The 26,200-nt window shown below is 69.8% G+C and carries 22 protein-coding genes and 4 pseudogenes; 17 read left to right on the forward strand and 9 right to left on the reverse strand.

Annotated features, from left to right (window positions below; translation table 11 throughout):
* Positions 1-259: 259 nt before the first annotated feature.
* Both ABT354_RS02005 and ABT354_RS02010 read left to right on the forward strand, forming a co-directional pair.
* Positions 260-1,882: a M48 family metalloprotease gene (locus ABT354_RS02005; protein WP_351487655.1), complete on the forward strand. Its 1,623-nt coding sequence runs from the start codon at positions 260-262 to the stop codon at positions 1,880-1,882.
* A gap of 117 nt (positions 1,883-1,999) precedes the next feature.
* Complete coding sequence (locus ABT354_RS02010; RefSeq protein ID WP_502983298.1) at positions 2,000-3,109, forward strand: hypothetical protein; 1,110 nt, start codon at positions 2,000-2,002, stop codon at positions 3,107-3,109.
* A gap of 95 nt (positions 3,110-3,204) precedes the next feature.
* Here the strand turns inward: ABT354_RS02010 and ABT354_RS02015 are convergent, their stop codons facing one another.
* The 3 genes from ABT354_RS02015 to ABT354_RS02025 all read right to left on the reverse strand — a co-directional run bounded on the left by ABT354_RS02015 (position 3,205) and on the right by ABT354_RS02025 (position 4,628).
* Entirely contained in the window at positions 3,205-3,564 is a 360-nt protein-coding gene (locus tag ABT354_RS02015) for a hypothetical protein (RefSeq protein WP_351487658.1), read from the reverse strand.
* A gap of 23 nt (positions 3,565-3,587) precedes the next feature.
* A complete protein-coding gene (locus ABT354_RS02020) occupies positions 3,588-4,124 on the reverse strand; it encodes a TetR/AcrR family transcriptional regulator (protein WP_351487661.1) in 537 nt (178 codons plus the stop codon).
* Positions 4,125-4,292: 168 nt separating this feature from the next.
* A complete protein-coding gene (locus ABT354_RS02025; protein ID WP_351487664.1) occupies positions 4,293-4,628 on the reverse strand; it encodes a tetratricopeptide repeat protein in 336 nt (111 codons plus the stop codon).
* A gap of 130 nt (positions 4,629-4,758) precedes the next feature.
* On the opposite strand from ABT354_RS02025, the gene ABT354_RS02030 reads away from it, so the two are divergent.
* Entirely contained in the window at positions 4,759-5,724 is a 966-nt protein-coding gene (locus tag ABT354_RS02030; RefSeq protein WP_351487667.1) for a pirin family protein, read from the forward strand.
* A 629-nt stretch (positions 5,725-6,353) separates the two neighbouring features.
* Positions 6,354-6,810, forward strand: a pseudogene (locus ABT354_RS02035) (DNA-methyltransferase); the annotation flags it as partial.
* Between the two features lie 98 nt (positions 6,811-6,908).
* Here the strand turns inward: ABT354_RS02035 and ABT354_RS02040 are convergent.
* Positions 6,909-7,190 (reverse strand): hypothetical protein, encoded by a 282-nt coding sequence (locus ABT354_RS02040; protein WP_351487670.1) that lies wholly within the window; start codon positions 7,188-7,190, stop codon positions 6,909-6,911.
* 727 nt (positions 7,191-7,917) lie between these two features.
* Between ABT354_RS02040 and ABT354_RS02045 the strand changes: the two genes are divergently transcribed.
* The 6 genes from ABT354_RS02045 (at position 7,918) to ABT354_RS02070 (ending at position 15,370) form a co-directional block, all read left to right on the forward strand.
* Positions 7,918-8,457, forward strand: a complete 540-nt coding sequence (locus tag ABT354_RS02045) for an RICIN domain-containing protein (RefSeq protein ID WP_351487673.1) — start codon at positions 7,918-7,920, stop codon at positions 8,455-8,457.
* Between the two features lie 678 nt (positions 8,458-9,135).
* Positions 9,136-9,504 (forward strand): tail fiber domain-containing protein, encoded by a 369-nt coding sequence (locus tag ABT354_RS02050; RefSeq protein ID WP_351487676.1) that lies wholly within the window; start codon positions 9,136-9,138, stop codon positions 9,502-9,504.
* Positions 9,505-9,603: 99 nt separating this feature from the next.
* Positions 9,604-9,744 carry a hypothetical protein gene (locus ABT354_RS02055; protein ID WP_351487678.1) on the forward strand — a complete coding sequence of 47 codons (141 nt, stop codon included), beginning with the start codon at positions 9,604-9,606 and terminating at the stop codon, positions 9,742-9,744.
* Between the two features lie 164 nt (positions 9,745-9,908).
* Positions 9,909-10,709 (forward strand): serine protease, encoded by an 801-nt coding sequence (locus ABT354_RS02060; protein WP_351487681.1) that lies wholly within the window; start codon positions 9,909-9,911, stop codon positions 10,707-10,709.
* A gap of 596 nt (positions 10,710-11,305) precedes the next feature.
* A complete protein-coding gene (locus ABT354_RS02065) occupies positions 11,306-14,824 on the forward strand; it encodes an NACHT domain-containing protein (protein ID WP_351487683.1) in 3,519 nt (1,172 codons plus the stop codon).
* A 360-nt stretch (positions 14,825-15,184) separates the two neighbouring features.
* Positions 15,185-15,370: a helix-turn-helix transcriptional regulator gene (locus tag ABT354_RS02070; protein ID WP_351487685.1), complete on the forward strand. Its 186-nt coding sequence runs from the start codon at positions 15,185-15,187 to the stop codon at positions 15,368-15,370.
* 80 nt (positions 15,371-15,450) lie between these two features.
* Here ABT354_RS02070 and ABT354_RS02075 read toward each other — a convergent pair whose 3' ends face one another.
* Together ABT354_RS02075 and ABT354_RS02080 are read right to left on the reverse strand one after the other, a co-directional pair.
* The gene (locus tag ABT354_RS02075; RefSeq protein WP_351487688.1) at positions 15,451-16,359 is read right to left on the reverse strand and encodes a tyrosine-type recombinase/integrase; all 909 of its coding nucleotides are present in this window, start codon (positions 16,357-16,359) and stop codon (positions 15,451-15,453) included.
* A gap of 63 nt (positions 16,360-16,422) precedes the next feature.
* Positions 16,423-16,608 carry a hypothetical protein gene (locus ABT354_RS02080; protein WP_351487691.1) on the reverse strand — a complete coding sequence of 62 codons (186 nt, stop codon included), beginning with the start codon at positions 16,606-16,608 and terminating at the stop codon, positions 16,423-16,425.
* 93 nt (positions 16,609-16,701) lie between these two features.
* Here ABT354_RS02080 and ABT354_RS02085 point away from each other — a divergent pair.
* Positions 16,702-16,866 (forward strand): annotated as a pseudogene (locus ABT354_RS02085) (pirin family protein); the annotation flags it as partial.
* A 24-nt stretch (positions 16,867-16,890) separates the two neighbouring features.
* Here ABT354_RS02085 and ABT354_RS02090 read toward each other — a convergent pair.
* The 3 genes and pseudogenes from ABT354_RS02090 to ABT354_RS02100 form a co-directional block, all read right to left on the reverse strand.
* Positions 16,891-17,454 (reverse strand): annotated as a pseudogene (locus ABT354_RS02090) (phytoene desaturase family protein); the annotation flags it as partial.
* A 72-nt stretch (positions 17,455-17,526) separates the two neighbouring features.
* Complete coding sequence (locus tag ABT354_RS02095; protein ID WP_351487694.1) at positions 17,527-18,990, reverse strand: MFS transporter; 1,464 nt, start codon at positions 18,988-18,990, stop codon at positions 17,527-17,529.
* The gene (locus ABT354_RS02100; protein WP_351487697.1) at positions 18,987-20,150 is read right to left on the reverse strand and encodes an FAD-dependent monooxygenase; all 1,164 of its coding nucleotides are present in this window, start codon (positions 20,148-20,150) and stop codon (positions 18,987-18,989) included. Before ABT354_RS02100 ends, ABT354_RS02095 begins: the two co-directional genes overlap by 4 nt.
* 167 nt (positions 20,151-20,317) lie before the next feature.
* On the opposite strand from ABT354_RS02100, the gene ABT354_RS02105 reads away from it, so the two are divergent.
* The 6 genes and pseudogenes from ABT354_RS02105 (at position 20,318) to ABT354_RS02130 (ending at position 26,175) form a co-directional block, all read left to right on the forward strand.
* Positions 20,318-20,938 carry a TetR/AcrR family transcriptional regulator gene (locus tag ABT354_RS02105; protein ID WP_351487700.1) on the forward strand — a complete coding sequence of 207 codons (621 nt, stop codon included), beginning with the start codon at positions 20,318-20,320 and terminating at the stop codon, positions 20,936-20,938.
* A gap of 156 nt (positions 20,939-21,094) precedes the next feature.
* Positions 21,095-21,547: pseudogene (locus ABT354_RS02110) on the forward strand (response regulator transcription factor); the annotation flags it as partial.
* A 163-nt stretch (positions 21,548-21,710) separates the two neighbouring features.
* On the forward strand, positions 21,711-22,115 hold the full coding sequence (locus ABT354_RS02115; RefSeq protein WP_351487703.1) for an ATP-binding protein: 405 nt from the start codon (positions 21,711-21,713) through the stop codon (positions 22,113-22,115).
* Positions 22,116-22,204: 89 nt separating this feature from the next.
* Positions 22,205-23,686: an FAD-dependent monooxygenase gene (locus ABT354_RS02120; RefSeq protein ID WP_351487705.1), complete on the forward strand. Its 1,482-nt coding sequence runs from the start codon at positions 22,205-22,207 to the stop codon at positions 23,684-23,686.
* A gap of 178 nt (positions 23,687-23,864) precedes the next feature.
* Entirely contained in the window at positions 23,865-24,620 is a 756-nt protein-coding gene (locus tag ABT354_RS02125; RefSeq protein ID WP_351487708.1) for an SDR family oxidoreductase, read from the forward strand.
* A 394-nt stretch (positions 24,621-25,014) separates the two neighbouring features.
* Positions 25,015-26,175 (forward strand): oxygenase MpaB family protein, encoded by a 1,161-nt coding sequence (locus ABT354_RS02130; RefSeq protein WP_351487710.1) that lies wholly within the window; start codon positions 25,015-25,017, stop codon positions 26,173-26,175.
* The last annotated feature ends 25 nt before the right edge of the window (positions 26,176-26,200 follow it).

Raw genomic sequence — 26,200 nt, forward strand, 5'->3', positions numbered from 1 at the left:
GCTCCCACCGGGCCCGCGACCGGGCCCGGGTGACGGGGTCGGTGGACGCCGCGCGGCACCGTGGCGACCGCCCGGCGGCGGGGGACGGCCGGAGGGCCCGGCCGCCCTCCCGTTGGCCGATCCCGACCGATCTGTTTGATTACGGGCCGACCGGTGAGCGATACTCCACTGCCTCCCGCACATTTTGTCTTGATCTAATCTTCTTGTTTACGTCGTTTTTGATCACATGGTGATCGTCGCCTCCTGGGGGAACTGCCCGATGGGCGCAACTGTGCGTGCCGTACGTGCCCTGGTCCTGCTCGCCGGCTTCTATCTGCTCGGTGTTCTGCTGCTCGCCGTCCTCGGCGGCGTCGACTATCTGCTCTATCTCTTCGTCCCGGCCGGGATAGCCGCCAAGCTGTATCTGCTCTCCGTCCTGCTGGCGATACCGGTGGTGCGGGGCATGTTCATGCTGCGCACCCCGAAGGCGGAGGGGCCGGACGGAGTCCGGGTCACCGAGGCCGACGAGCCCGAGCTGTGGCGCACCGTACGGGAGCTGGCCGAGCGGGTCGGGACCCGCGCCCCCGCCGAGATCGTCCTCACCGCCGAGGTGAACGCCGCCGTCTTCGAACGCTCCCGGTTCCTCGGACTGCTCCCCGGCCCCCGCACGCTCATCCTCGGCGTCCCCCTGATGCAGGGGCTCGGCGAGGCCCAGTTGCGTGCGGTCATCGCCCATGAGCTGGGGCACTACATCAACTCCGACACCCGGCTGGCCGCCCTCACCGTACGCGGCCGGACCCAGATCATCCGGACCATCCGGCACTTCGAGGAGCGCTCCGGGAACGCGGCCGAGCGCGAGCGCGAGAAGATGCGCAAGAAGGCGGCCAGGGCCGAGGCCAAGGGTCGTACGCCGAAGGAGGTCCCCGGTGAGGACGAGCCGGGCCGGGCGGGGATGACCTACCGTGCCATGGCGCGGATCTACACCCTCTACGCGGACTTCTACTTCCGTGCCACCCGGGCCGGTGCCCGCCGGCAGGAGTACGCCGCCGATCTCGCCTCCGCCCGGATCGCCGGCCGGGAGGCGACCGTGTCCGCCCTGCGCGAGCTGCCGGTCCTCGACGCGGCCCATGACTTCTATCTGCGCTCGTACGCCACCCTGGGGCAGGAGGCGGAAGTGCTGCCGCCGCGCGGTGAGTTCTTCGGCGGCTTCGGACGGCTGCTGTCGGCCCGTGCGCTGGAACTGCTGAAGCTCCGGGACGAACTCCCCGCCGAGACACCGTCGCCGTACGACTCGCACCCGCCCATCGCCGACCGGGTCCGCCGGATCGAGGCCCTGCCCGACGACGGCAGGACCCATGAGAGCGCCGGGGCCGCCCTCGCCCTGCTGACCGACCCCGACCGCACCCTGCTCGCCCTGGAGGACGCCGTCCTCACCCCGCGGGCACGTGCCCTGCCGCGCGCCGACGACTGGCAGGATCTGCTGGAGCGGGCCATGGCCGGCCAGGTCGCCGACTTCCGTTCCCCGCTCCACCAGGCGGTCGCCCGCTACACCGGTGAGCAGCCGACCCTCTCCGTCGTCCTCGGACTGATCGACGAGGGCAGGCTCTGGAAGGTGGCCCAGCGGATGCCGCTCTCCGACGAGGCCGCGGCGGCCGAGGGACGTGCCTTCCGTGAGTTCGTCCGGCCGGCCCTGCACTCCTCCGTGAGCGGTATGGTCCTCGCCGAACTCGGCTCGCGCTCCCTGCTGCGCTGGGAGTTCTCCTGGTCCCGGCCGGCCACGGCCCAGCTGGCGACGGCGGCCGACGGCGGCGAGCGCGATCTCGACGCGGCGGTCGAGGCGGCCGTCGCGGACGTACCGGACACCCGCCCGCTGCGGGCCCTGCTGCCCACCCCGGCGCCCTGACCCCCGTGCCTCCGCCCTCCGGTCCGGTCGCCCGGACCGGCCCTCGTACCACTCCGCGTACCACCCCTCGTATCGCCCCCCTCGCTCACGAATTTTCACGAAACGGACGTCTGTTCCTTGTCCACACTGCTCTGGGTCGTTCTGACCCCCATCGTGCTCGCCCTGGCCGCGCTGGGTCTCTGGTTCCTCAAGGCCATCGTCCAGGGGGCGATCGAGGGCTGGCGCTCGGCCTCCGACGAGGACCCGGAGAACGGCGAGACGCCCGATGAGGTCATCGCCGAGGGCTTCCTCCCCGCCGAACGGCAGAACACCGATCACTCCTGCCCCGAGCCGGAGGCCCTGACCCGCGCGGTGACGGCCGCGGGCACCGGGGACTGGCGGCCCACCGCCGATCTGCTGGCGGCGACGGGGCGGGACTGGGAGTGGCGGGCCCGGTACTCGGAGCGGCTGTCGGGCGTCGCCGCGAAGGACGACGCCTGGCTGCTGGCCTGGGAGACGGAGCGGCCCGACGACCCGGACGCCGCGCTGATCCGTGCGCGCAGCACCGTACGACTGGCCTGGAACGTACGGGGCGGGCAGCGCGCCCAGCACACGACGGGGGAGCAGTTCGAGGGCTTCCACCGCACTCTGGCCCGCTCGCGCGAGGAGAACGCGCGCGCCGCGGCGCTCAACCCGGACGACCCCACGCCGTTCATCAGCGAGATCTGGACGGCCCTGGGCCTCGGCTACCCGCAGGCCGACATGGACCGTATCTGGGACGAGATCACCGCACGGGCGCCCCACCACTACGAGGCGCACTTCTCGGCGCTCCAGTTCTGGTGCGAGAAGTGGCGCGGCTCGAAGGAGCTGGCCATGGAGTTCGCCCAGCGGGCCGCGGCGGACGCACCGCTCGGTTCGCTGATCAAGGTGTTCCCGCTGATCGCCCACTATGAGCACGACGAGTCGGACGACGCCGAGGTCGAGCGCTCGCCCGAGATGCGGGCCCTGGTGGACGCGGCCCTCGCGGACGCGCACGCGGCCGATCCGGGCCACCCCCGGCTGGCGGAGGTGCGGCACATGCTGGCGTACTTCCTCTCGCTCCAGGACCGGGACGAGGCGGCGGTGGAGCAGTTCCGCCTGGTGGACGGGTATGTCGGCGCGCTGCCCTGGCGCTACTGGCCCGATGGCGCGGAGCGCTACTGCGAACTCCGGGACGAGACGGTGCTCCGGGTCATCGAGAGCCGCTGACGGAGGTCCCACCGCGCGTACCGGAGCCCCGCACACCCTGTGCGGGGCTCCGGGCCATGTGTGGGGCATCGGGCGGGGCTGTGTCCCCGGCGCCGCTATGCCTCCGCCCGCTGGGCGTGCTCGATGAGATCGACCGTCGCCCGGGGGTCGGACACCTCGACCACCAGCCGGGCGTACCGCTGATCGGCCAGCTCGATGACAACGGCCTTCGCCGGGTCGCGCACCGCCCAGAACACCCGCCCGTCGTCGGTGTGGAACGTCCCCGCGGTGATCACCCCGGGGAGATGGGTGCCGGGGGCGCGCAGGCCCTTGGGCTCCCGGACGATGCCGGGGTCCGAGGTCGCCCCGCGGACATGGGCCAGCGGGATGGCCAGCCGGTTCTTGAGCGCCCAGAACTTGTCCAGACCCTCCAGTTCCACGATCAGATCGTTGCCGTCGATGCTCACCAGTGCCATGGATACTCCTCGCGGGTGATGGTTCAGTGGCGGTCGAGCAGTCGTGCCAGAGCGGCGCCGGCCTCGGCGGCCTGCGGGCCCCCCGTACCCGACCGGACACGGAGGCGCAGTCCGATGAGCGCGGCCGTCAGGGCGCCCACCGAACCGCGCTCCGCTATCGGGACCCGGCCGGACAGCGCCTCGTCCAGAGCGGCGAATGTCCGGCCGACCAACCCGGCGACCTCGGGATCCGCAGGTGCTCGCTCGGCGGCGGCGAGCAGCAGCAGATCGAGCGCGCCGGGCCCGTCGGGGGTCCCGATGGCCTCGTCGAGCACCGGACCGGGGGGGCCGGAGCGGCCGATTCCCTCGATCAGCGGTGCGACCTCGTGCTCCAGTGACCAGCGCAGTGCCGCGAGATAGAGCCCCCGCTTGCTGCCGAAGGTCTTGTACAGACTGTTGCGGTGCAGTTCGAGATGGGTGACCAGGTCGTCGATGGAGACTCCGTCGTACGACCGGTCCGCGAAGAGCCGCGCGGCCCGTCGCACCACCTCTGCCTCGTCAAATCCTCTGGGTCGTCCCATGTCCTGACGGTACTCCTTTGAGGAACGATCGGTCAAGAACGAGCGTTCCTCAATTATTGACGAGAAGGCCCCCGGTCCGTCTCCCTCGGGGGTGAGGGGAGACGGACCGGGGGCCGGTCCAGCGGCGGGGCGCCGTGTCGGTGGCCCGACACGGCGCGGGTGCCGGGGTCAGTCGCCCGACATCGCCTGGGCCATCCGCAGGTGCGGGGCCGCCTCGGCGTCCCGCCCCTGCCGCTCCAGCGTGCGGCCGAGCATCAGGTGGGCGTAGTGCTCCACCGGGTCCAGCTCCAGGATCTTCCGCAGCTCCGACTCGGCACTGGTCAGCCGGGCGGAGTGGTAGTACGCACGGGCCAGCAGCAGCCGCTGGGCGACCTGCCCCGGCGCCTCCTCCACCAGGCCCTGGAGGATCCGGACGGCGGTGCCGTACTCCTTGGAATCGAAGAACAACTGCGCCCGGTCCCACCGATCGGCGGCGGTGCCGAACTCGTAGTAGGTCTCGCTCACGGGATCTCCTTCTCGGGTGGTGCTCGGGCGTCTTACGGACGGGTCAACCAGAGGGGTTGGTTGAATATTCCACCAGCCTGTCGGTGTGGGGGCTGACGGCGGCCGCCCGAACAGGAATAGGTTGAGCGTCATGAGCAATCTCGATCGCCAGGCGACCCCCTCCGTCTGCGGTGGGCGCGGCTTTGTCGTCGCCGAGCCGGTCCGCGAGCTCCTGAGTCCGCGCCGGGTGCGCCTCGGCGAGTCCACCGAGGTCCGCCGACTGCTGCCCAACCTCGGCCGCCGCATGGTGGGGGCATGGGCCTTCGTCGACCACTACGGCCCGGACGACATCGCCGACGAGCCCGGCATGCAGGTCCCGCCCCACCCCCATATGGGCCTGCAGACCGTCAGCTGGCTCCACCAGGGCGAGGTGCTGCACCGCGACAGCACCGGGAGCCTGGCCACCATCCGCCCCCGCGAACTGGGCCTGATGACCTCCGGCCGGGCGATCAGCCACTCCGAGGAGAGCCCCCGCTCGCACGCCCGCTTCCTCCATGGCGCCCAGCTGTGGGTGGCGCTGCCCGACACCCACCGGAACGTCGAGCCCCACTTCCAGCACCACCCCGACCTGCCCACGGTCACCGCGCCCGGCCTCAGCGCCACCGTCCTCCTCGGCACCCTCGACGGCGCCACCTCCCCCGGCACCACCTACACCCCCCTGGTCGGCGCCGACCTCACCCTCACCCGGGGCGCCGATCTCCGGCTGCCCCTGCTGCCCGACTTCGAGTACGCCGTCCTCGCCATGTCCGGCGAGGCCCATGTCGACGGCGTCCCCGTCCTCCCCGGCTCCATGCTCTACCTCGGCTGCGGCCGCTCCACCCTCCCGATCCGCGCCGAGTCCGACGCGGCCCTGATGCTCCTGGGCGGCGAACCCTTCGAGGAGGAGCTGATCATGTGGTGGAACTTCATCGGACGCTCCAACGAGGAGATCGTCCAGGCCCGTTCCGACTGGATGAACGGTTCCCGCTTCGGCGAGGTGAAGGGGTACGACGGCGGCCCGCTGGCGGCTCCCGAACTCCCGCCGGGGCCGCTGAAGAAGCGGGGGCGGGTGCGCTGACCTGGCGATTTGAGGAGTAGAGCAGCCCGGCTGTCGCCGTGGTCGCGGGGCTCCGGCCGGGCCCGCCAGGTCGGCCCGCGGGGCCGTTCCGGCGGGCGCGGAGCGGGCTGTGGTCATTCCCGAGTGTGGCGTTCTGTGGCCGGGTTAGGTAGACCTAATGCTGACCCAATGCTGACTTTACTGACGAGTAATCATTTCCGGTGGTAGGCGTGCGCTGGAGTTACCGCCGGGCAGTGCGAGCTTGTTCCTGTGTGCACATCTGGAGAGCTCGGGAGTGACTGGCTCATGCTGAGGCATTGGCTGTGTGCTTGAAGAACGGCAACGCGAAGCGCGGCCGAATTGTCGAGCAGCTACAAGACTTGGGCACCGGCTGCTTCGGTAGATGTTGAAAGAGATGGCTGGCAAGGAGGCGTCGAGCAGCGGAGTGGAACCGCAGGAGTCGCTTTGGCCGGCGCCCTCCAGCTGCTGCTGAGCCTGTCGCGCTGGGGCAAGTACCTGCGGGTACTCACGCACGGGTGCCGACGCGCACATCCCGCTCCAGTACGCCGAACGGGAACTGCGCACCGCGGGCCACACCCCCGACGCACGCGGCAGCGCACTGACTGCACAGGGGCCAGGCCGCACACCTCGCAGCCCAAGACCTCAACTTCCCGGGCGAGAACCGCGACCAGCGCTCGTACCGGGCGGCCCGCGAGCACGCGGTGGTGATGGTGTTCACGGACTGGCGGCAGGAGCCGACGACGTCGGACGCGCTGCAGATGGCGGGCTGGACCTGGTCCGGCACCATCCCGTGGATCAAGCCCGCGTCCCGGCCACTACATCGCCTCCCAGCCCCGCAAGGACCGGGTCCACATCACCCAGAAGCCCATCGAGGTAGTGCGCCGGCTCGTCCAGGTCGCCCGCCCCGGCGGCACCGTCCTCGACCCCTTCACCGGCTCCGGCTCCACCGGAGTCGCCGCCCTGCGGGAGGGCCGGAGCTTCGTCGGGATCGAGCTGTCCGACCACTACGCCGAAGTCGCCGAGCAGCGGCTGCGCCAGGCCGTCCTCACCCGGGACGACGTCGACCTCGCCGGACCGGAGCAGTGAGAAGACCCCGCCCCCGGGCCGGGGCGGAAACGAGACGAGGGCGGTTGCGGCACCCAGGATCACCCGGTGCCGCAACCGCCCTCGAACGCTCTCCAGGCTCAGCAGGCCTCGACGCTCCGCCGGATCAGATCACCGGCCCGCTCCAGATCGGCGTGCGATCTGATCCGCGCCTCCAGAGCCCCTGTGCCGTGGAATCCGATACCGCGGACGTCCCGGGTGAAGCCCTCGACCAGCTCCACCGAGTCCGGGTCCACCTTCAGCGTCACCACCAGCGTCCGCTTCCGGGGCTGCACCTTCACCGACGCCACGTTCTTCATCCGCCGGTACCCGAAGTAGCACTGGAGGGCCTCCCGCTGCACCGAGCCCGACTCCGTCAGCACCGCGCATCTCCAGCGCCACCACCGTGTGCGGCGTGAAGTCCCCCGCCACACACACGATCCGCGGACGGCTCCAGTACACCGACCCCGCCGCCTCCGCCCCGAGCCGGTCCCGCACCAGGCCCTCGAACTCGGCGTGGCTGTCGTTCAGCCACGCCAGGTACGACAGCGCCTGGGTCACCACCTCTTTGTCCCGGGTCCGCTTGTACTCGACGATCACCGGCGCCCCGGTCTCGTCCAGCCTCAGCGAGTCGATCCGCCCCCGGTGCCGCCCCGTCTCGTACTCCGACGCCAGGAACCGAATCCCCAGCATCGCCTCCATGTTCCCCTCAATGAGCGACTGCAGCTCCCGCTCCAGCGCCACCGACGACCCCGCCATCTTCACAGCACGCCCGCCATCCACACGGAACGCCTTCAGATCACCCACACGAACCCCCAGCCCATCGGCAGATCGACTGGGTCGAGAATCCCCCGGACCAGCGGATATTCCGCCGATACGGAAACGTGATCAGGGCGCGGGCGTGACAGCCGGGCACGGTGGCTATGGGCCGGGTTCGCCTTCGCCTGCCGTCCGGGCTCTCGGGTGGGCAGTCTGTCGCTGGCCCGAGGGGGGTGATCATCCGTCGCCCGTGTGGGTGATTGTCGGGTGTGGGGTGGGTGGTTAGCGTTGACCGGCTCGGTCGCCGGTCGGGCGGCTGTCGGTCACCGTGTCTCTCAGGAGGTCTTCTTGATGTACAGGCGTTTCCTCGCGGCGTTGTCCGCCGCTGCAGGTCTGGTGCTGCTGTTACCGGCCGCTCCTGCTCAGGCCCAGCCGGGGACGGGCCCGCACACGATCACCGTCGACAACTCCGGCAAGTGCCTGGGGCTGGAGCGGGACTCCGGGGACGACTGGGTGCGGCTGGTCACGGCGACCTGTGACGGCAGTGCCCAACAGCGGTTCACCCTGGCCGTCGCCGAGAACCTCCCGAGCACGTACCAGTTCCGCACGTCCTACGGGAAGTGCCTCTTCATGGTTCCCCACGACTACATTCCGGTGGCCCAGTTTCGGTGCAGGGATTCGACGACCGACTCGGCATTCGTCACCAGGTTTCACTGGTGGCCGGGTGAGCAGGTCAGGGTCTACAACGGCACCAACGTGATCTCTCTCAGCACACACTGCTGGCATGTGAAGGACGCCTCGATGGGGGACGGTTCGCCCGTCATCCCCTTCAAGTGCAACGAGCTCGGCCAGGGGATGCGCAACGACACCTTCCACTTCCACCCGGCCTGAGCCGCACCTGCCCCAACGCCTGCGGCGGACACGGCCGAACCGGCAGGCTCCGCCGACGGGCGGCAGACGGCGTGACCAGCGTCGCCGGGCTGCGGGCCCGGAGCGACGGCGGGTCTCCCCCGTGCGTCGACGGGCTGCTGCGGACGGGCTGCACCTGCCGCAGCCCGGCTCAGGCCGGGTGCGGACGGGGTGCCGTGTCCGACGGCGCGGGATGCGAGGCGGGGTCCGTGGCGCGTCCCGTCGGCGGCCGGATGGTTTCGGCCGCGCCCTGCGGGCGGTCCGCAGTCCGGCCCCGGCTGACGGACACGGCTCCCGCCGGTGCGACGGGTGGCCGGCGTGGTGGGGGCATGCACCTGGTGCGGGACGGGGATGGGCCTTCTCGCCCACCAGGGCATGATCGAATCCGGCCACCGGCGATCACTTGTGATCTTTCCCCGCGAACGGCCGGGCCGGGCTGATGGAATGACGATCGACCGATCACCTCTGTGCCACCGTGGAGTTCTCATGAACGTGCTCGAAGCAGTCCGGCGGATTGTCGATGCCCTTGAGCCGATCATCGTGCCCCTGATCACGAGCAACCGCGATGTGAAGCACGACATCAAGCCCCTCAGCTGACCCGTCCCGACGATCCAGCACACCGGCGAGCGGTTCCAGCACCGTCGCCGGCCGGAGTCCGCCATGCGTATCGCCGCCCTGGTCCGGGGGTTCGCCTCGACGTTCTTGAGGCCCCGGCCCCCGAGGACCGAGAGGGCCGAACCCCTCACCCGTACGCAGATCCTCGCCCTCCTGGACGACCTGCCCGTCAGCGAGTGGCGCTACGACTGGGACCCCGACACCCTGCACATCGGCCCCATGGCCCAGGACTGGCGGGCCGCCTTCGGCTACGGCCGCCGCGAGACGACCATCGACGTCGTCGACGGCCAGGGCGTGCTGATCGCCGCCGTCCAGGAACTCTCCCGCCGCCTGCGCCACCTCGAAGAACAACAGGCCGCACCACCACCCTGCCGCTGCGCCCACACCACCGAACCCGGAAAGAGGACTCCATGACCCTGACCGACGCCATCATCGCCCTGATCTACACCCTCGGCCCCGTGATCACCCCGCTCTGACCACTCGCCCGTCAAACCCCGTGACAAGGACCCGTCCATGACCGTCATCCGCCGCGCCGCGACAGCGGCCACCGCACTCCCCGCGTCCGCGTTCGCCCTGCTCGGGTCCGCGACCCTGCTGACGTTCGGGACCTCCGTACGCGAGATCTTCAGCCTCACCATCGGCATCGGCGCCTGAACCGGTGCCCCGCCGGGCCGGCCACGCCTTGCGGTGACCCGGCCGGTCCCGCCGTCCGGGAACGGCCGGTTCACCGCTTGCCGGCCCGCGCACCTGACCACCACGCTCCGAAACGATCGCATTCCCTACAGAAGGGGGTGCAGCGTCGGGCGAGGGGTGGCGGCATGAGGGTGCGCGGGATCGGCCGGTTCGGACGGGCGGTGGCGTCGGCACTGGGAGCGGTGCTGGTGACGGCAGGGCTGGTCGGCGTCGGTGCGGGGCCGGCGTCCGCGATCGTGGGCGGGACGGACGCCCCGGCGGGCGCGTACCCGTATCAGGTGTTGCTCCACTCCCGGGTTTCCGGCGGCTGGCAGCCCGGGTGCGGCGGGTCGGTCATCGGCGAGCGGTGGGTGCTGACCGCGGCCCACTGCCTGGAGAATGCCAGGGCCGACCGGATGCGGGTGGTGGTCGGGTCGAACACCATCGACCCGACGGGCACGGCCTACGGGGTGCAGGAGGTGATCCGGCACGAGAACTACAACGGCAACGCCGCCGGCGTCCCGAACGACATCGGGCTGCTGAAGCTGAGCACGCCGATCGTCTACACCCCGCTGGTCCAGCCGATCGCCCTCCCGGACCCGCTCGCGTACCCCGGCGGGAGCGCGACGGTGACCGGCTGGGGAAAGCTCAGCAGCGACGGCCCGCGGCCGAACACCCTCCAGCAGGCCACCGTCACGATCCTGCCCCTGGCCGAGTGCCAACTGCGCTGGCTGGGCCAGAACATCACCACCGGCCACGTCTGCACCTTCGACAAAGCCACCGGCCTGACCCCCTGCGAAGGCGACAGCGGCAGCCCACTCGCCCAGAACGGCCGAGTGCTCGGCATCGTCAGCTGGGGCCACTCCGTCTGCAGCAACCGGTTCCCCGCCGTCTACACCAACGTCGCCGCCCACCGCCCCTGGATCACGGCCAAGACCGGCATCTGACCCCACACTCCGTACCGTCGCCTGGACAGCCTTCTCGTCGGCAAGCTTCCGGACCGCTGCCTCCTCGCCTCCAGCCCCCGTGACCTCCCCGAAGAAGTGACTGTCGGATGACGACAAAGACCGCTTCCGCACCAGAGAGCGGCCGCCGACCGAGTATCGGCGGTCACCGGCAGCCATCAGGGGAGCGCGGACGCCTTTGGACGGTGCAATACGGCCCGGCATCCGGCGGACCGGCATCAGTGCTCTGATCAGGCACGACGGCATCCGGCAACACCAGCCGACACGGCCCGGCATGATCTCTCACGTGCTCGTAATGCATAGGTCACGGGTTCGAATCCCGAAGGCGACCTACTGAACCTCGCATTAGCTCAACTAGCTCAGGCCCAGGGACACGGATTCCTTCCCTCTCTTCGTCGGCCTCGATCACTTGCCCGTCAGCTCGGCCAGTCTGAACCCAGGTCTGCTGCTTACGATGGGGCGGTGCTCCGCCAGAAGTCTGGGCAGGAAGCGTGGTTCGGACGGGCGGGAGCACGGTCGGGTTGAGCAGGGCGGGGCGAGCTGGAGAAGTTGGCAGTGTCTTCCGGTGCGAGCTGGCTGTGCACCTCGCCGTGCACGGGCTCCGTGGCCGCCCGGTGTCGGGGCTGGATGTGCCCGCAGGGGTGTGGCCCGTCCGGCTGGACTTCGAGACCAGCGACCCGACCGACGACATCCGTGTCACCTTCTCCGACGGGCGTCGCGTGTATGTCTCCGCGAAGCGGAAGATCGACCGGGGGCGACCGCTCGAAGAGACGCTGACGGGGTGGGTGGGACAGGTTCCGACGCTCGGTCCCGACGATCTTCTGGTCATCGCCGGCGAGGAACTCGTCGGGCCGGTCAAGAAACTCGACGGGGCTCTGCGACGCCACCGTGCGGGCCTGGGCATGGAGACTGGTGACGAGTCCAAGGCCCTCGCACTCCTCACCGACCGGCTTCCTCCACAGTTGCACAAACTTGTCCTTGACCGGGCGCGTATCCTCCACCTACCTGGCGCGACCGGACCGGCACCGCACCGCGACCTCCTAGCCGCCCTGATGGACCTCGTTGTCGGGAACGAGCAGGGACACCAAGCAGTGAGTGCCCTGGCCGATTTATTTCACCGCCAGGCGGGCGAGGCGCTCGGGAGTTCTGCCGAGGATTGGGGTGTCGCTCTGGCTGCTGCCGGGGTGACCGTGCTCCCGGACCAAGAGGGATCGGTGGCGATGCGCCTGGCATTCCAGCGGAACGCCGTTGACGCGTATCTCACCCGACTCACGGCGGAGGCTGGACGCATTGACCTCAGCCTGCTCGCTGATGACCTTCGGCCCCTCGTCGTGAACAACCTCATCGGTGGCCTCCAGATCGACGTGGAGGGCCAGCACACCGCTACCTCCCTCCTCCCCATCCTGAGACGCTGGCGCCGCATGCTCATCGTGGGGCAACCAGGCTCGGGGAAATCGTTGGCGGTGCGGGAAATCGCGGCCCACTGCGCCAGCCGGGCTGACGCCCCCGTACCGATCCCCGTATCACTGTCGCGTCTACTCAAAGCGCAGCCAGGACGCCTGACCGTCGACGGTCTGATCGAGGACGCCGTGGAGAACACGGTGCCGGACTCGGACCGCGTGCCACTACTTGCGCACCTTCATGAGGAGATGAGCCAAGGGCGCGTGCTCGTTCTCTGTGACGGGCTCGACGAATGCGGGGCGCGCGCCCCTTGGGTCGCGCAGCAGCTCGAAGAAATCCTTACGTCCCTGCATCCCTCCTGCGGATTTGTGGTGACAACCCGGGCTAACGCCCAAGGGACCGCGGCACGAATTGGTCTGCCCCGTGTGGAACTCGAGTCTCCACGGGATCTCGATGCGACAGTCGACAGCATCCTCGTCGCCTGTGCCGAGACACGGATTCCCGATCCGGACCGAGCGGTTTTTCTGGCTACGCGACGCGCCTGGATCAAGAACGCCAAGAAGGAACACTCGCAGTTGCTCGCGGTCCCGCTGCTCGCTGCCCTGCTCGCTCTCGTTTGTGCGAACACACGGGACGCCGATCTTCCCAAGGGGCGCGCGGCATTGCTGCACCGCGCGGTGGAACAGTCCGTGCACCGGTGGGAACAGGAGCGACTGCGAGGGTCCTTCGCTGCGGCCCGGCCTTGGGCGCCTGCGCTGACGACGGACATGCTCCTCGACGGATTTGTCACGCTTGGACGGCTCCTCGACGGCGAAGCAACCCCGTCCGCCGGACGCGCCCTCGAGTCCTTGACCGGGATGCTGAGGGATCCTCTGCACTGGGCCATGGCACCCTCTGCGGCCAGGGAAGTGGCGGAACATGTGCTCCGGTTCTGGGACGAGCACGTCGCCGTGTTCGTGGTGAACGGCCAAGACGAACTGACCGCCCGGAGCAAGGTTTTCGCAGAGATCGCCACGGCCAGGTGGGCACGGTCATCCGGACGCGAGGAGCTGCGGGATTGGCTGCGCCATGCCCTCGTCCACACGGACTCTGACGGAGCGATCGCGCTCGCCGCCGGACTCGATCCCCGTACGGTCCAGGCTCTACTTGACGTCGGCGAGACACGGCGGGAGGCCACCCTGATGGTGACTGATCTCGCGGAACGCGGTGTCGTGACTCTTTCCGATGGTGAGACGGAACGGGTCCTGGGCCAGTTGGCGAACGGAGCCCTCGGCGCGCTCGCGGGTGAGCCAATCCTCCCGCGAGGCCCGAGTAAGCCCCCGAAGTTCCATCCGATGTTGTGGGACAAGACGCGTGCCGCGGGACCCTGGCCCTTCGTGGAGGCCGCGTGTCTGCTGGCCTTGCCGTTGGCCGCGCGACGGCGACGGGCGGACCTCGTGGCCCTGTCCCAGCTTGACAGCACCGCCGAGTCTATCGCTCGGGCCCTGTGCGCCCTGACAGACGCTCGTACGGACATGTCTCCCTTGAGCAGGGTGGATCTAGATGCGCTCCGCGCGGTACTGGAGCTTCCCTTGCCACAAAACCACGAGGTCGTCCGGAAAGGGCGGCGCAGTCGGGGAGCTTTCGTTGGAGGTCGGCTCGCACCGGGAGTGGAGCAGGTCGCCTTGGGCGCGATCGAGCATCTCGGTGAGCTTCCTGACGACGCAGGTGAACGTGTGTTCACCCTCGCGAAGTACGCGCCAGGTCGCGTCGCCGATCAGATCTACGCCGCGCTCACACGCATGGGATTCGACACACGTCGGCGTTGGAGAGATCGCTTTCCCAAGCTGCGGGACTGGACATCCGACATGCGGGATGACACGGAAGCCTTTCTCTCCGACCTTGTGTCCCTCGATCAGCCGTGCCCGGAATCCCCGGACGGAGACTTCTGGTCGCTCACCGCGCTCGGTGACCTCCTTGCGGCGACCGGATACTCCGATGCTCTGGTGATCGACGTCGATCGCGCCTTCGCCCACGACAGCACATCGGAACGCCGGGCATGGCTCGACGCGACTGCGGACGCGTACGGCATCGACAAGGCGGCCGTGGCTGCGCAGGCTTGTCGCATCCAGCTAAGCACGCCTGGCTCCCTGCAGGACGAATGGTTTGTCGTGGGCACATCACCTCTGGTCAAGCCGTCGCTACTACCCGATGTTGGGCAGGTCCTTACGGAGGCACAGCAGACGGCGCTGCTGGCGTGTCTGGAAGCGGACTCCTCGTGGATGGCGTACTCAGCGGCGAACGTGCTGATCAACGTCCGGGAAAGTAGGGTTCCCTGGGACGGTCAGAAGCTGTTCGACAGGGACATGACCCATTGGCCTCGCGACCGGGCGGGCCTCTTGTACGGCGTCGCCATCATGACCTCGGGTGATCGGCGCCCCACCCTCCTGGCACGGGCCGCTTTCTCGGAGTCGGCGGACTACCGGTTGGCGGCGAGGATGCTGATCTCCGCTGTGCCGCATCTCGACCCCAGCAGCGCGATCGGGGAGGCGCTGCGCCGGGACGCAGACCTGTCAGTCCGTCCGGAGGACGCGCATCAGGTCACGCCCGCCCCGACGCACTGGAGCTGTGACCACTGCCGGACGGTCCAGGCCCTCGACATTGAGGACTGTTCAGGATGTGGTGATGGTATGCGTCCTCAACCCTTGAGGGGTTGAGCTTGGCAGCAATACCGTTCGCAGCGCGTCGGGCGTAGGCGACCGTCGCCGGGAATGGAGCGGGTGGTCTCGCGCGAGCCACCGTTCATGAACGGCCACCAAAGAAGCGAGTGAAGTTCCTTCCCGATTGCGGACACTGTTCACCCGACCGCACGCTCGTCGCCCTTGCAACTGACGCCCAGCGCCACTGCCAGCCTGGACGGAGAAGGCCCTCCGGTCACCCTCGTAGTCTCCATCCCACCTATCGGAAATGAACGGTCGAGCCAAATCACACTCGTTGCCCATCCTTGGATCACCAGCTGATCGACGCATGGACGATCAACCGACGACAGCAGGGCAAAGGGCTCACGGAGGACAGAGATGGCTGCACAGTTCATGGACGTGAAGCAGGTTGCTGAGTATCTCAACATGTCGGTGACATGGGTGTACAAAGAGGCTCCCAAGGCCGGTTTGACTCCATACAAGTTCGGCCGGGGACGGAGCGCCAAAATCCAGTTCCGGGCTTCGGAAATTCAGATGTGGATCAAACAGCAGCGGCTCGGTTAGAGAGAACATGAGTCTCTGCCATCGGCGGCCGGGAAACCGTGGTGCCCTCCGTCTCCCATGGCGGAGGGCACCGTGCGTTGTCAGGCGGCGAGGCCGACGTCGAGGATCTTCGCCGCTTTGCTGATGGAGCCCGGCATGAGGTGGCGGTAGACCTTGAAGGTGATGTCCAGGCTCTTGTGGCCCATCCACTCGGCGACATCGGTGATCGGGATGCCGTGACCGAGGCAGTTCGAGGCGAAGAAGTGGCGGAAGCCGTACACCACCATGCCCTCGGGGATGTCGACCTCGCCGCCAGCCTTCATCCGGCGCCACTGGTTGTGGACGCAGTAGTACGGGAAGGGCTGGTCCGGCTTGCTCGGGTGGCGGAGCAGGTAGCCGTCCGCCGTCGTCCCGTACGTGTCGGCGTACCCCTCGATCGCCTCCTTCACCCGGGCGGGAAGAGGGACGTCACGGTAGTCGCCGGTCTTGCGGTGCTTGAGGCGGGCGTACTGCCTCGTGGTCTGGTTGACCTGTTCGGTGATGCGGTAGACGTCGTCCGCGACGATGTTCTTGAGGTTGACGGCCGCCGCCTCGCCGTTGCGCATGCCGCAGCCGCTCATCAGGTCGGCGACGAGGCGGAAGGCGTCGTCGCCTGCGTTGCGTATGCCGTGGAGCTGGGGCAGGGACGGGATGACGGCACGCGCGGGGTCGTACTGCGGGGGCTTCACACCGTCGAGCGGATTGTCCTCGTAGAGGCCGAGCCGGTTGGCGTCGAGCAGGATGGACTTCAGCCTGTCGTAGGCGTTGGCCTGGGTGGCGAGGCCGACGCCGTTGCGCTCCATCGTCCGGATGAAGCCGTCCACCACCTTGTGGTCGAAGGTGTCCATCCGCCGGCTCTCCAGAGCGGGCAGCAGATGGTGCTCCAGAAGCGAGTCCAGGTGGCGGAGGGAGGATGCGGCGAGGTCGCGCTGGCCCTCCTTCCACTCGGCCGCGTACGCGCCGAACCGCATGGAGCCGTACTTCTGGATGCGCTCGGCCTTGGTCTGGCCCCGGGCGGCTTCCTTCTTCGCCTTCTAGACCTTCGTCAAACGGTCGACGGCCTGGTCCTGGGTGGTGAACCCGGACTCCTCGACCTGGCGGCCCGTCGCGCTGCGATACCTGATGGTGTACGTGTGGGGACACCGGGTCCAGCCGGTCTTCGGGTGCGCGCAGTCCTTGAAGAAGCTGCCCATGCCGTGGGCCAGTGCCTTGGTGGCCATGGTCCGGTACCTCCCGCGTACGATGCTGACCTCTTGCTGACGGCGCATCGTGCGCGAAGCCCCTGACCTGCGCGAAGACGGGATCTACGTGGTATGTGGTGGAACTTCATCGGACGCTCCAACGAGGAGATAGTCCAGGCCCGTTCCGACCGGATGAACGGTTCCCGCTTCGGCGAGGTGAAGGGGTACGACGGCGGCCCGCTGGCGGCTCCCGAACGCCCGCCGGGGCCGCTGAAGAAGCGCGGAAGGGTGCACTGACCTGGCGTTTTGAGAGACAGCGCGGCGGTCGGTGCCGGGCAGCGGCCGGAACGGCCTGCCGGTGGAGGCTGGTGGTGCCGCCGTTGAGCGCCCCGCCGTGGAGGGTGGCGTCCGCCGATTCCCGTGTGGGTGGGGCGAGGAGTCGGCGGGCGCCGATCCGATTCCGGAAGCCCGGCGCGTACTGCTCCACCCGCCGTTCGATCCGGTCCGCCATGGTCTCCTGCCCGGCCGTGTTCCACATGCCGGTGAGTCCATCGTCCCCGGCGTCGGCGCGGATCTCGTGCGGTACGTGGGTGCAGGCCCAGGCGGACTCGGTGCTGGCGGGCGACCGGGTGGGGTCGGCGGTGGTCATCCGGCCGAGGAGCGGGAAGGGGCGGTCCGGGACCTGTCCCATGGCGATCTGTGCGGCGAACCGGGTGAGGCCGTCCACGGAGTCCGCGACGTGTACGGTGCCCGCGCCCGCCGCATGCCCGGCGGTCCAGGGGACGGGCGTGTCGAGGGCCCGGTCGACCTTGAAGGCGGCGAAGTCCCATGGAAACGGCGCAGATCGGCGAAGACGCGGGGCGGCAGGTCCTCGGGCGACAGCAGACGCGCCCCGATCCGCAGCCGCTCGAATGATCTGCTCATCGGCACCATCCCGCCTGATCGGGCAGATTTCTTCTACGCACGCGCGACACGGTCGGGGGCCGGGTCCTCCGCCGGTTCGGAGGGCGGTTCCCGGAACCGTGCGGGGCTTCGCAGGAGCGCGATCACCGGCACGGCGGCGAGCGCGAACAGTGCCGCGGCCATCAGGATGTAGAGGTGGACTCCGGCCGCCGTGCTCACCGGGGCGCCGTCGGCGAGAACACCGGGGATCCGGGTGGCCTTGAGAACTTCGCCTCCGGCGACGTTGAAGACGACCGATCCGAGGGCCAGGACGACCGACACCAGGCCGGAGACCGTGCCCTGCCGCTCGGGCGGGGTGAGACCGGTCGCCAGGTTGTAGCCGGACGCGGCGATCGCACCGGCGGCGGTGCCGAGTGTGGCGCCGCAGACGATCGCCAGGGGGAGAGCCGAGACCCCGGCCGGCATCGCGAGGGTCCCGACCGCCCCGAGGGCGATACCGCCGAGAAGGGGCGGCGCGGGGCCGAACCGCACCGCGAGCCGGCCGGCGAGCGTGCCGCCGACGAGGATGCCGAACGAGGGGGTGGCGAGCAGTACGGCGACCGCCCCGCCGTCGCCGAGCCCGTAGCCGAGACCGAGGTCCGGCGGCACCTGGGCGACGAGGCCCGTCAGCTGCATCATGCTCCGGAACGAACCTGCGGCCAGCAACAGGGCCAGCAGCGTCAGCACGATCGGACGGCTGAGGGCCCGGATGTCGACGATCGGCTCCTCGGTCCGCAGGGCGAGGGACACCCAGCCGGCCAGCGCCGCGACACCCGTCCCCAACAGGACGACCATGCCGCCGGACAGCCACCCGGAGTCCCCGCCGAGGGTGGCGTACGCGAGGACCGCGCCCAGGCCGCCGCCGAGCAGGAGCGCCCCGCGTACGTCGATCCGCCCCCCGCCCCGGACCGGCGTCCTCGGAATGAGGGCGTGGACGCAGAGCGCGGCCACCGCGGCGAGCAGTGCCCCCACGACGAACACGCTCCGGTAGCCGAGCAGATCGATGACCGGCTGCATCAGGAACGGTTCCAGCACTCCGACGAGCGCCGAGCCGGAGGTCACCAGACCGACCGCGGCCATCGCCACGCGCGGGGCGCAGAGCCGGAGCGTGAGGGCCACGGTGATGAAGACCGTGGCCAGGGCGGCGCCCTGGAGGAAACGCCCCGCCAGGAAGATTCCGATATGGGACGCGGTGAGGCAGACCAGCGCGCCCGCGCAGGTCAGCAGGAGCGTGACGACGAGTATCCGGCGCTCGCCGAAGACGTCGCAGCTCTTCGCGAGCAACGGCGACCAGATGGCCCCCGCCAGCATCGCGCTCACGTTCAGCCACGCGGCCTGGTCGGTGTCGAAGTGGTCGAGCATCTGGGGCAGGACCATGAGGGGAGAGGTGATGGCGAGGTCGGCCAGGACGGTGGCGAGGATCAGCACGGCGACCCTGAGGGCGAGCCGCCCGCTCCACTGGTGCTCCACGTCGGTCATGACGAACTCCTCACGGCCAGCGGCCGGCCGGCCGCCGCGCGCAGCCCCGCGTCCCGGGCGGCGAGATCGGCCCGGGTGGCCGGCAACAGACGGTCGCGGCCGGCTTCGGCGCTCGCTTGGGCGGAGGTGACGTAGGGGCGCTGTCTCGCCTCGTACCGTTCGAACGCGGTGGTGTGGTCGTCGCCGTTCCGTTCGAGTTCCTCCGCGAGGAAGCGGGCGCCGGTGAGCGCGAGTGACGTGCCCCGGCCGGAGAGGAAGGCCGGGCAGTATCCCGCGTCCCCGACGAGGACGACCCGGCCGCGGTGCCAGGACGGCAGCCGGATCTGGCTCGCGGAGTCGACGTAGAGGGTGGGGGCGGCCCGGACCGCGTCGAGCAGCAGGGGGATCCGCCACGACGTGACGCCCGCGAAGGCGTCGAGGACGATCCGTTTCCGGGCGTCCGTGTCGCGGTGGTCGTGGTCGAGGGGACCGGAGCGGAACTGGAAGACCGCGACGGTCCTGTCCTTGTACCGGAAGACGCCCGCGAGCCGACCGGGAACATTGTGGATCATGTTGACGCCGCCGGACCAGGTGTCGCCGGGGAGGTCGACGAGGGCGAAGTGGACGCCGAGATGCCGGAGATACTCCTTCTCGGGCCCGAAAACCAGCTCGCGTACGCCGGAGTGCTGGCCGTCGGCGCCGACCACGAGGTCGTACCGTCCGGTGCGGCCGGAGTCGAAACACACGTGGACACCGCCGCCGTCGCTGCCGTTGTCGCTGCCGTCGTCGTCGGTGAGTGACCGGACCGCGTCCGCGAAGCGGATCGTCACGGTGTCCGGGAGCGCGTCGGCAAGGGTGAGGACAAGGTCCTCGCGCAGGATCTCGATATCGGCGTCCTCGTCGGCCCCGCTCGTGTCCGCCACCGGTACGCGGCCCACCGGTACGCCGTCCCCGTCGACGAAGCAGCTGGACTCGGACATCCGGAGCCGCTGCTCCCGGATCCTCGCCAGCAGCCCCATCCGGTCCACGGCCCCGATCGCGTCGCCGCGGATGTCAACGGGTGTCCCTTCGAGCCGTAAGTGGTGGGCGTGTTCGACGACGGTGACGTCGTGGCCGCGGGCGCCGAGTTCGCGGGCGGCGGCGAGCCCGGCGATACCGGCTCCGGAGATGAGGATGTGCATGGTGCGCGCTCCAGGTTTCGGGGTCGGGCGTCGCCGAGCACTGCGCGGCGACTCTTAAAACGACAGAGTGTCGCTTTAGTGGGACCCTAGCCGTGTTGGGTTTGCACCGCAACGGCCGGCCTGACGACAATCGGCGTCCGAGCGGAGGAACAGGAGGTGGGCGCGGAATGGCCGACGGCATCGCGAACGGCCCGCAGGCACGTCGCCCCGGTGGCCGAAACGCGCGGGTGCGGGAGCGGATCCTCGGCGCGACGGCCGAGCTGGTGGCGCGCGACGGCATCGCGGGCTTCCGCTACGACGAGGTCGCCGAACTGGCCGGCGTCCACCGGACCAGCGTCTACCGCAACTGGCCCGACCGCGAGGAACTGGTCGCCGAGGCCCTGATCCAGTACGCCGAGGACCTCGCGACCATCGCCGACACCGGCGACCTCCGCCATGACCTGGTGGACTATCTGGTGGCCATCGCGGGCGGACTGGGCACACCTTTCGGCCGGGCGCTCGAACTGGCTCTCCAGCCCACTCACGAGAACCCCGCGGTCCGCGAGACGGTGGCGAGGATCCTCGAACAGCGCGGAGCCGCGCTGCGCCGGCGGGTGGACCTGGCCGTCCGTCAGGGCGAACTGCCGCCGGTCGACAGCGTCTTCCTCGGTGAGATGCTCTCCGGCCCGGTCCACCTCGTGGTGAACCGCGGTCTGCGCCCGTTCACGCGCGTGGACGCGGAACGCATCGTCGACGTGGTCCTCGCGGGTATCCGGGCCGTGCCACCGGCGCCGCGACCACCCGCCTGACCACCGGCGGCCCGCCCCGCCCCGGCAGTGGTCGCCCCGGAACCGGACGCCCCCTCCTGCACGGCCGACCCGGCCACCCGCTGCTGGTGGGCGTCTCGATCGCCCTCGGCCTGCCGGCCCTCTCCGCCCTCGTCGACATCGCCGCCATCCCGCGTCGGGGTGCTGGACCGGTTGCGGCGTTCGGAGACGATGGTGCCCGTGGTGTTCCTCACCGCCCGGGACGGTGTCGCGGACCGGGTGGCGGGACCGACCCGGGGCGGCGACGACTCTCTGGTCAAACCGTTCGCGGTGGAGGAGTTGATGGCCCGGCTGCGGACCGTGCTGCGGCGCAGCGCGCCCGCCCGGCTTCCAGCGCTCGGTGCTCCGGGTGGCCTTTCCCTGGGCGAGGACCTCACCCCCACCGAGTACGAGGTGCTGCGCTATCTGATGCGCCGCTCTCCGACCGTGCTCACCAAGGCCCAGATCCTCGACCATGTGGGGGAGTACGGCTTCGGAGGCCGGTCGAACGTCGTGGAACTGGTGGTGAGCAGGCTCCGCCGCAAGCTGGACGAGACCGGTGAACCGCTGATCCACACGGTCCGCGGCTTCGGGACCCCACTGCGGTCGGCGAAGACGGACCTGGTGGACCTGGTGCGGCAGGCCACGGACGCGTTCCGGGCGAGCCAACCCGGCCGTCCACTGCGGGTGACACCCGGAACGCCCCCGGTGTTGCCTGACCGCGGATGCGCGACGCCTGCGCCAGATACTGGACAACCTGCTGACCGGCGCGGCCGTGCACACCCCACCGGGCACCGAGGCGTCGGTCTCCGTCACGACGGAGGACGGGGTGGCCCTGGTGACGGTGGCCGACACCGGCCCCGGTATCCCGTCCGCCGACCGCGACCGCGTCTTCGGCCGCTTCTCCCGTGTGGACAGGGCCCGTACCCGTAACCGCGCTGGCAGTTGCCTGGGCCTGTCGGTCGCGGACTCCCTGATCCGCGCCCACAGCGGCACGATCGAGCGGGTGAGCAGCCCCGACGAGACGGTCTTCACGGTCCGGCTGCCGCTGCCACGCGGCGCGCAGCCCACCGGGCACCTGGTCAACGGCGTGGATGGGGCGGGGTGGCCAACCCGCAGGCCCTCACGCAGGAGCACCAATGGCCGGTTTCAGCCCCTCGGATTGCTTCTTGGTCACTGACCTACTTACGGTGTCATCACATTCTTGGTCGCTGACCTAGAGCTGATGCGGCACCTGCATCCGGTCGCCGCCGAACACAGGGATGGTCCATGGAAACGCAGCAGGTCGTCATCGTCGGCGGCGGTCCCGTCGGGCTCTGGCTCGCCTCGGAGTTGTGCCGGAACGCGCTCTCCGTCACGGTCCTGGAGCAGCGCACCGAGGTCGACCAGCGGTCGAAGGCGCTCACCGTGCATCCGCGCAGTGTGGAAGTACTGGCCTCTCGTGGGCTGCACCAGCGCTTCCTCGACGAGGCGTTGAAGATCTCCACCGGTCATTTCGCGAACCTCGCCGACCGGCTCGACTTCTCCGTCCTGGACACGCCGCACCCCTACACCCTCTTCATCCCGCAGGCCCGCACCGAGGAGCTGTTCGAGGAGCAGGCACTCGGGCTCGGCGCCACCGTCCGGCGCGGGCACCGGGTGACGGGGTTCACCGGGCAGGCCGACTCGGTAACGGTACGGGTGGCGGGTCCCGAGGGGCCGTACGAGATCCGGGCGGACTACCTCGTGGGCTGCGACGGCACCAGGAGCACCGTGCGCGAGGGCGCCGGGATCGGCTTCCCCGGCACGGACTCGACGTACCTCGGCTGGCTCGGCGATGTCACGCTCGGCAACCCGCCGCCGCCCGGATTCAGCAGCTTCACCGAGCACGGCGGTCTGATGGTCGTGCCGCTGCCCGACCGCCGGTGGCGTATCGCCGGCACCGACCCGGCCGGTGCGACCACCCAGTGGCCCGGTGACTTCACCATGGCGGAGCTGCGGCGGAAGACGATCGCCATCGCCGGTGACGACTTCGGGATGCGCGACCCGTCGTGGCTGTCCCGGTTCGGCAACGCCACCCGGCTGGCCACCCACTACCGGCTCGGCCGTGTCGTCCTCGCGGGCGACGCCGCCCACCAGCACTACCCCACCGGCGGGGTCGGCATGAACGTCGGCATCCAGGACGCGTTCAACCTCGGTTGGAAGCTGGCCGCCACCATCAACGGATGGGCTTCCGATGGTCTGCTCGACACCTACCACACCGACCGGTATCCCATCGGCGAGCAGCTCATGGAGCACAGCCGCGCCCAGACCTACCTGTTTCACGGCTTCACTCCCGAAGGGCGCGCCCTGCGCACCCTGCTCAGCCGGATGATCACCCAGTCGAAGGAGTTCGGCGACGTACTGGCCGGGCGGCTCACGGCGCTGGATGTCGCCTACCCCGCGACCGCACCGGACGCGCACCCCCTGGTCGGCGTCCGCGCACCCGCCCTCACCTTCATTGGCTCGGACGCCGACCTCTTCGCGCTGCTGCGGGCGGACGCGTACCTCCTGCTCGACCTCACCACCCATGGCGCACTCGCCGCCCACGGAGAGGAACGGATCACCGTGCGAGGTGGGGCACTCGACCATGTCCCGCACGGCTGGGAAGACGTGCGCGCCGCCCTGATCCGACCGGACGGACATATCGCCTGGGCCGGAACCGAACAGGACGACACAGAGCTGCGAGCGCTCGTGGACGATGCCCTCGCCGCCGCCCTGGGCCGCCGCTAGCACCCTGCGGGCAGGCGCCCCCGGAACGGACCGCCGCTCGTCGGCGAGCGCACCTCGCGGGCCGCGCCTCCGTCCCTCGGCCCATGGCCCCACCGTGTCCAACAGCACCCGTGGGCACAGCCGGACCACCATCGATGACAGCACGGTCGGCCCTCGGCCGGCCGGACAGGACAAGTACATGGATCTCGAACTGAAGGACCGCGTCTACATCGTCACGGGTGGCACCCGTGGCCTCGGCCACGCCGTCGCACGGGAGCTCGTCGCCGACGGCGCGAAGGTGATCGTCACCGGCCGTGAGGCATCCCGTACCGCCGAAGCGGCAGCCGGGCTCGGACCGAACGCGGTGGGAGTCGCCGTGGACAATGCCGACCCACAGGCCCCCCAGCGGCTGATCGCCACCGCGCGCGCATGTTTCGGCGGTTTCCACGGCATCCTCATCAGCGTCGGCGGACCCCCCGTCGGAGGTGTCGCCGACAACACCGACGAACAGTGGCTGTCCGCGCTCGACTCGGTTTTCCTCGGCTCCATACGGCTGGCCCGGGCCGCCGCCGCGGAACTCGACGACGGCGGCGCCGTCGGATTCGTCCTCTCCATCACCGTGCATGAACCCGCCCCCGCCATGACGATCTCCAACGCCCTGCGCCCCGGACTCGCGGGCTTCGCCAAGTCCCTCGCCGATGAACTCGGTCCCCGGGGCATCCGCGTCTTCGGCCTCCTTCCGGGGCGGATCGGCACCGCCCGTATGCGCGAACTCGACGGACTCTCTCCCGACCCCGACGCTCAGCGCGCCGTCAATGAATCCGGGATCCCTCTGCGCCGCTACGGGACGCCCCGGGAGTTCGGTCGCGCAGGTGCCTTCATGCTCTCGCCCGCGGCTTCCTACATCACCGGAGTCATGCTGTCGGTGGACGGCGGAGCCCGGCACGGCTTCTGATCCGTCACTCCGGAGCACGGGACGGCACGGTCCGGTACCTCCCGCGTACGAGGAGATAGTCCAGGCCCGTTCCGATCGGGATGAACGGTTCCCGCTTCGGCGCGGTGAAGGGCTACGCCGACGGCCCGCGGGTACGCCGGAACGGTCCGTGGGACGCCCCGGTGGGGCGCCTCGGCCACCGGGGAGCCGGACGTCCGGGAGACATCTCGCGCCTGCCGTCGTCAACTCCCCTTCGCTGCCAAGGGAATGCTCCACCCGATCGGGCGAGGGCGAAACGTTCCATGTGATCAAGACGGTCCCGGCATGCTCCGTGGGTTGTCAGCATCGTGGTGATCCGATTGCGGGAGCCCTCCGCGACCGGACCACCCCGATCCCCGAGGAACGGAACCAAGCCGTGGCACTGACGACCGCCAATATCGCGAGCGAACTCGAAGTGGCGAACCAGGCGGGTGACCCCGAGGCCGACAAGCTCGTGTCCGACCTGATCGACAACCGGGAGATCGACGGGGTCAACGCCCTGTTCAGGACCATCGGCACGCTGAAGCCCGGCCAGGACCTGTCCGGCCTGCCGCCCCGGCTGGCCGAGTTCCTCAAGGGGGCCACCGTCGACCCACCGGGGTGGAGCGGGGCCGATGTCTCGGCCGCCGAGAGCTTCTTCGACCATCACCATGGCGTGGCCTCGATGCTTCAGGGCACCGTCGGACTGATCGGCACCTATCTGTCGCCGGCGGGGGCGTACACCCTCCGCTCCACGGGCCGTCTGGGCGGGGTCAAGGGACCGGGCCGACGCCTGTCGCAGTCGTCACGGCTGTTCATCGGCATGGGCGACCGGGGCGCGCTGAGCGACGGCACCCTCGCGGCCACCGTGACCAAGGTGCGTCTGGTGCATGCCTCGGTGCGCCAGCTGCACAGGAAGAGCGGCGAGTGGGACCACGCGCAGTGGGGCGAGCCGGTCTCCCAGAAGTACACCTGCGGCGCCACCTATGTCTTCAGTGTGCAGATCCTCGAAGCGATGCGGAACCTCGGCCTCACCGTCTCCAGGAACGACGCACAGGGCTTCATGGCCGCCTGGCACTACATCAACCATTACCTCGGCACGCCGGAGCGGTGGCTGACACCCAAGGACGTCGGCCAGGCGACGGCCCTGTGGCTCGCGGCGCGCGACGACGAGTGGAAGCGGACCGAGGACGGCCGGTTCATGACCGCACAGGCGCTGAAGTTCTACCAGGAGGAATACCTGCCGGAACCCTCGTACTCCCCGTTCGTCGCGATGGTCCGCAGGGCGCTGTCCGACAAGTACGCCGACATGGCGGGTATTCCGCGCAACGCGGTCCTGGACACCGGCGCGAAGCTCGCGTCGGCCGGCCACGGCATGCTGAGCGGGATCGGCGGCGGACTGCTGGGCGGCTCCGCGGACAAGACCGTCGGGGTCAATCCGTACGATGAGATCATCGGGATCGCGTCCAAGCAGTTCAACAGGGTCGAGGACTACGCCCTGAGCCGCCAGGGCGACGACCAGCCCCAGATGCACGAGGAACTCGGCGACGACCGCTGAGAGTCGTCCCACAGCCGGGGCGGGG

Source organism: Streptomyces sp. NPDC000594, assembly GCF_040299965.1.
Taxonomy (GTDB): Bacteria; Actinomycetota; Actinomycetes; order Streptomycetales; family Streptomycetaceae; genus Streptomyces.

What these genes read in the sequence shown, in the direction of transcription:
- ABT354_RS02005 (WP_351487655.1), top strand. Translation starts at nt 260, where the DNA reads ATGGGCGCAACTGTGCGTGCCGTACGTGCCCTGGTCCTGCTCGCCGGC.
- ABT354_RS02015 (WP_351487658.1), bottom strand. Translation starts at nt 3,564, where the DNA reads ATGGCACTGGTGAGCATCGACGGCAACGATCTGATCGTGGAACTGGAG.
- ABT354_RS02020 (WP_351487661.1), bottom strand. Translation starts at nt 4,124, where the DNA reads ATGGGACGACCCAGAGGATTTGACGAGGCAGAGGTGGTGCGACGGGCC.
- ABT354_RS02030 (WP_351487667.1), top strand. Translation starts at nt 4,759, where the DNA reads ATGAGCAATCTCGATCGCCAGGCGACCCCCTCCGTCTGCGGTGGGCGC.
- ABT354_RS02045 (WP_351487673.1), top strand. Translation starts at nt 7,918, where the DNA reads ATGTACAGGCGTTTCCTCGCGGCGTTGTCCGCCGCTGCAGGTCTGGTG.
- ABT354_RS02050 (WP_351487676.1), top strand. Translation starts at nt 9,136, where the DNA reads ATGCGTATCGCCGCCCTGGTCCGGGGGTTCGCCTCGACGTTCTTGAGG.
- ABT354_RS02055 (WP_351487678.1), top strand. Translation starts at nt 9,604, where the DNA reads ATGACCGTCATCCGCCGCGCCGCGACAGCGGCCACCGCACTCCCCGCG.
- ABT354_RS02060 (WP_351487681.1), top strand. Translation starts at nt 9,909, where the DNA reads ATGAGGGTGCGCGGGATCGGCCGGTTCGGACGGGCGGTGGCGTCGGCA.
- ABT354_RS02070 (WP_351487685.1), top strand. Translation starts at nt 15,185, where the DNA reads ATGGCTGCACAGTTCATGGACGTGAAGCAGGTTGCTGAGTATCTCAAC.
- ABT354_RS02075 (WP_351487688.1), bottom strand. Translation starts at nt 16,359, where the DNA reads ATGCGGTTCGGCGCGTACGCGGCCGAGTGGAAGGAGGGCCAGCGCGAC.
- ABT354_RS02080 (WP_351487691.1), bottom strand. Translation starts at nt 16,608, where the DNA reads ATGGCCACCAAGGCACTGGCCCACGGCATGGGCAGCTTCTTCAAGGAC.
- ABT354_RS02095 (WP_351487694.1), bottom strand. Translation starts at nt 18,990, where the DNA reads ATGACCGACGTGGAGCACCAGTGGAGCGGGCGGCTCGCCCTCAGGGTC.
- ABT354_RS02100 (WP_351487697.1), bottom strand. Translation starts at nt 20,150, where the DNA reads ATGCACATCCTCATCTCCGGAGCCGGTATCGCCGGGCTCGCCGCCGCC.
- ABT354_RS02105 (WP_351487700.1), top strand. Translation starts at nt 20,318, where the DNA reads ATGGCCGACGGCATCGCGAACGGCCCGCAGGCACGTCGCCCCGGTGGC.
- ABT354_RS02120 (WP_351487705.1), top strand. Translation starts at nt 22,205, where the DNA reads ATGGAAACGCAGCAGGTCGTCATCGTCGGCGGCGGTCCCGTCGGGCTC.
- ABT354_RS02125 (WP_351487708.1), top strand. Translation starts at nt 23,865, where the DNA reads ATGGATCTCGAACTGAAGGACCGCGTCTACATCGTCACGGGTGGCACC.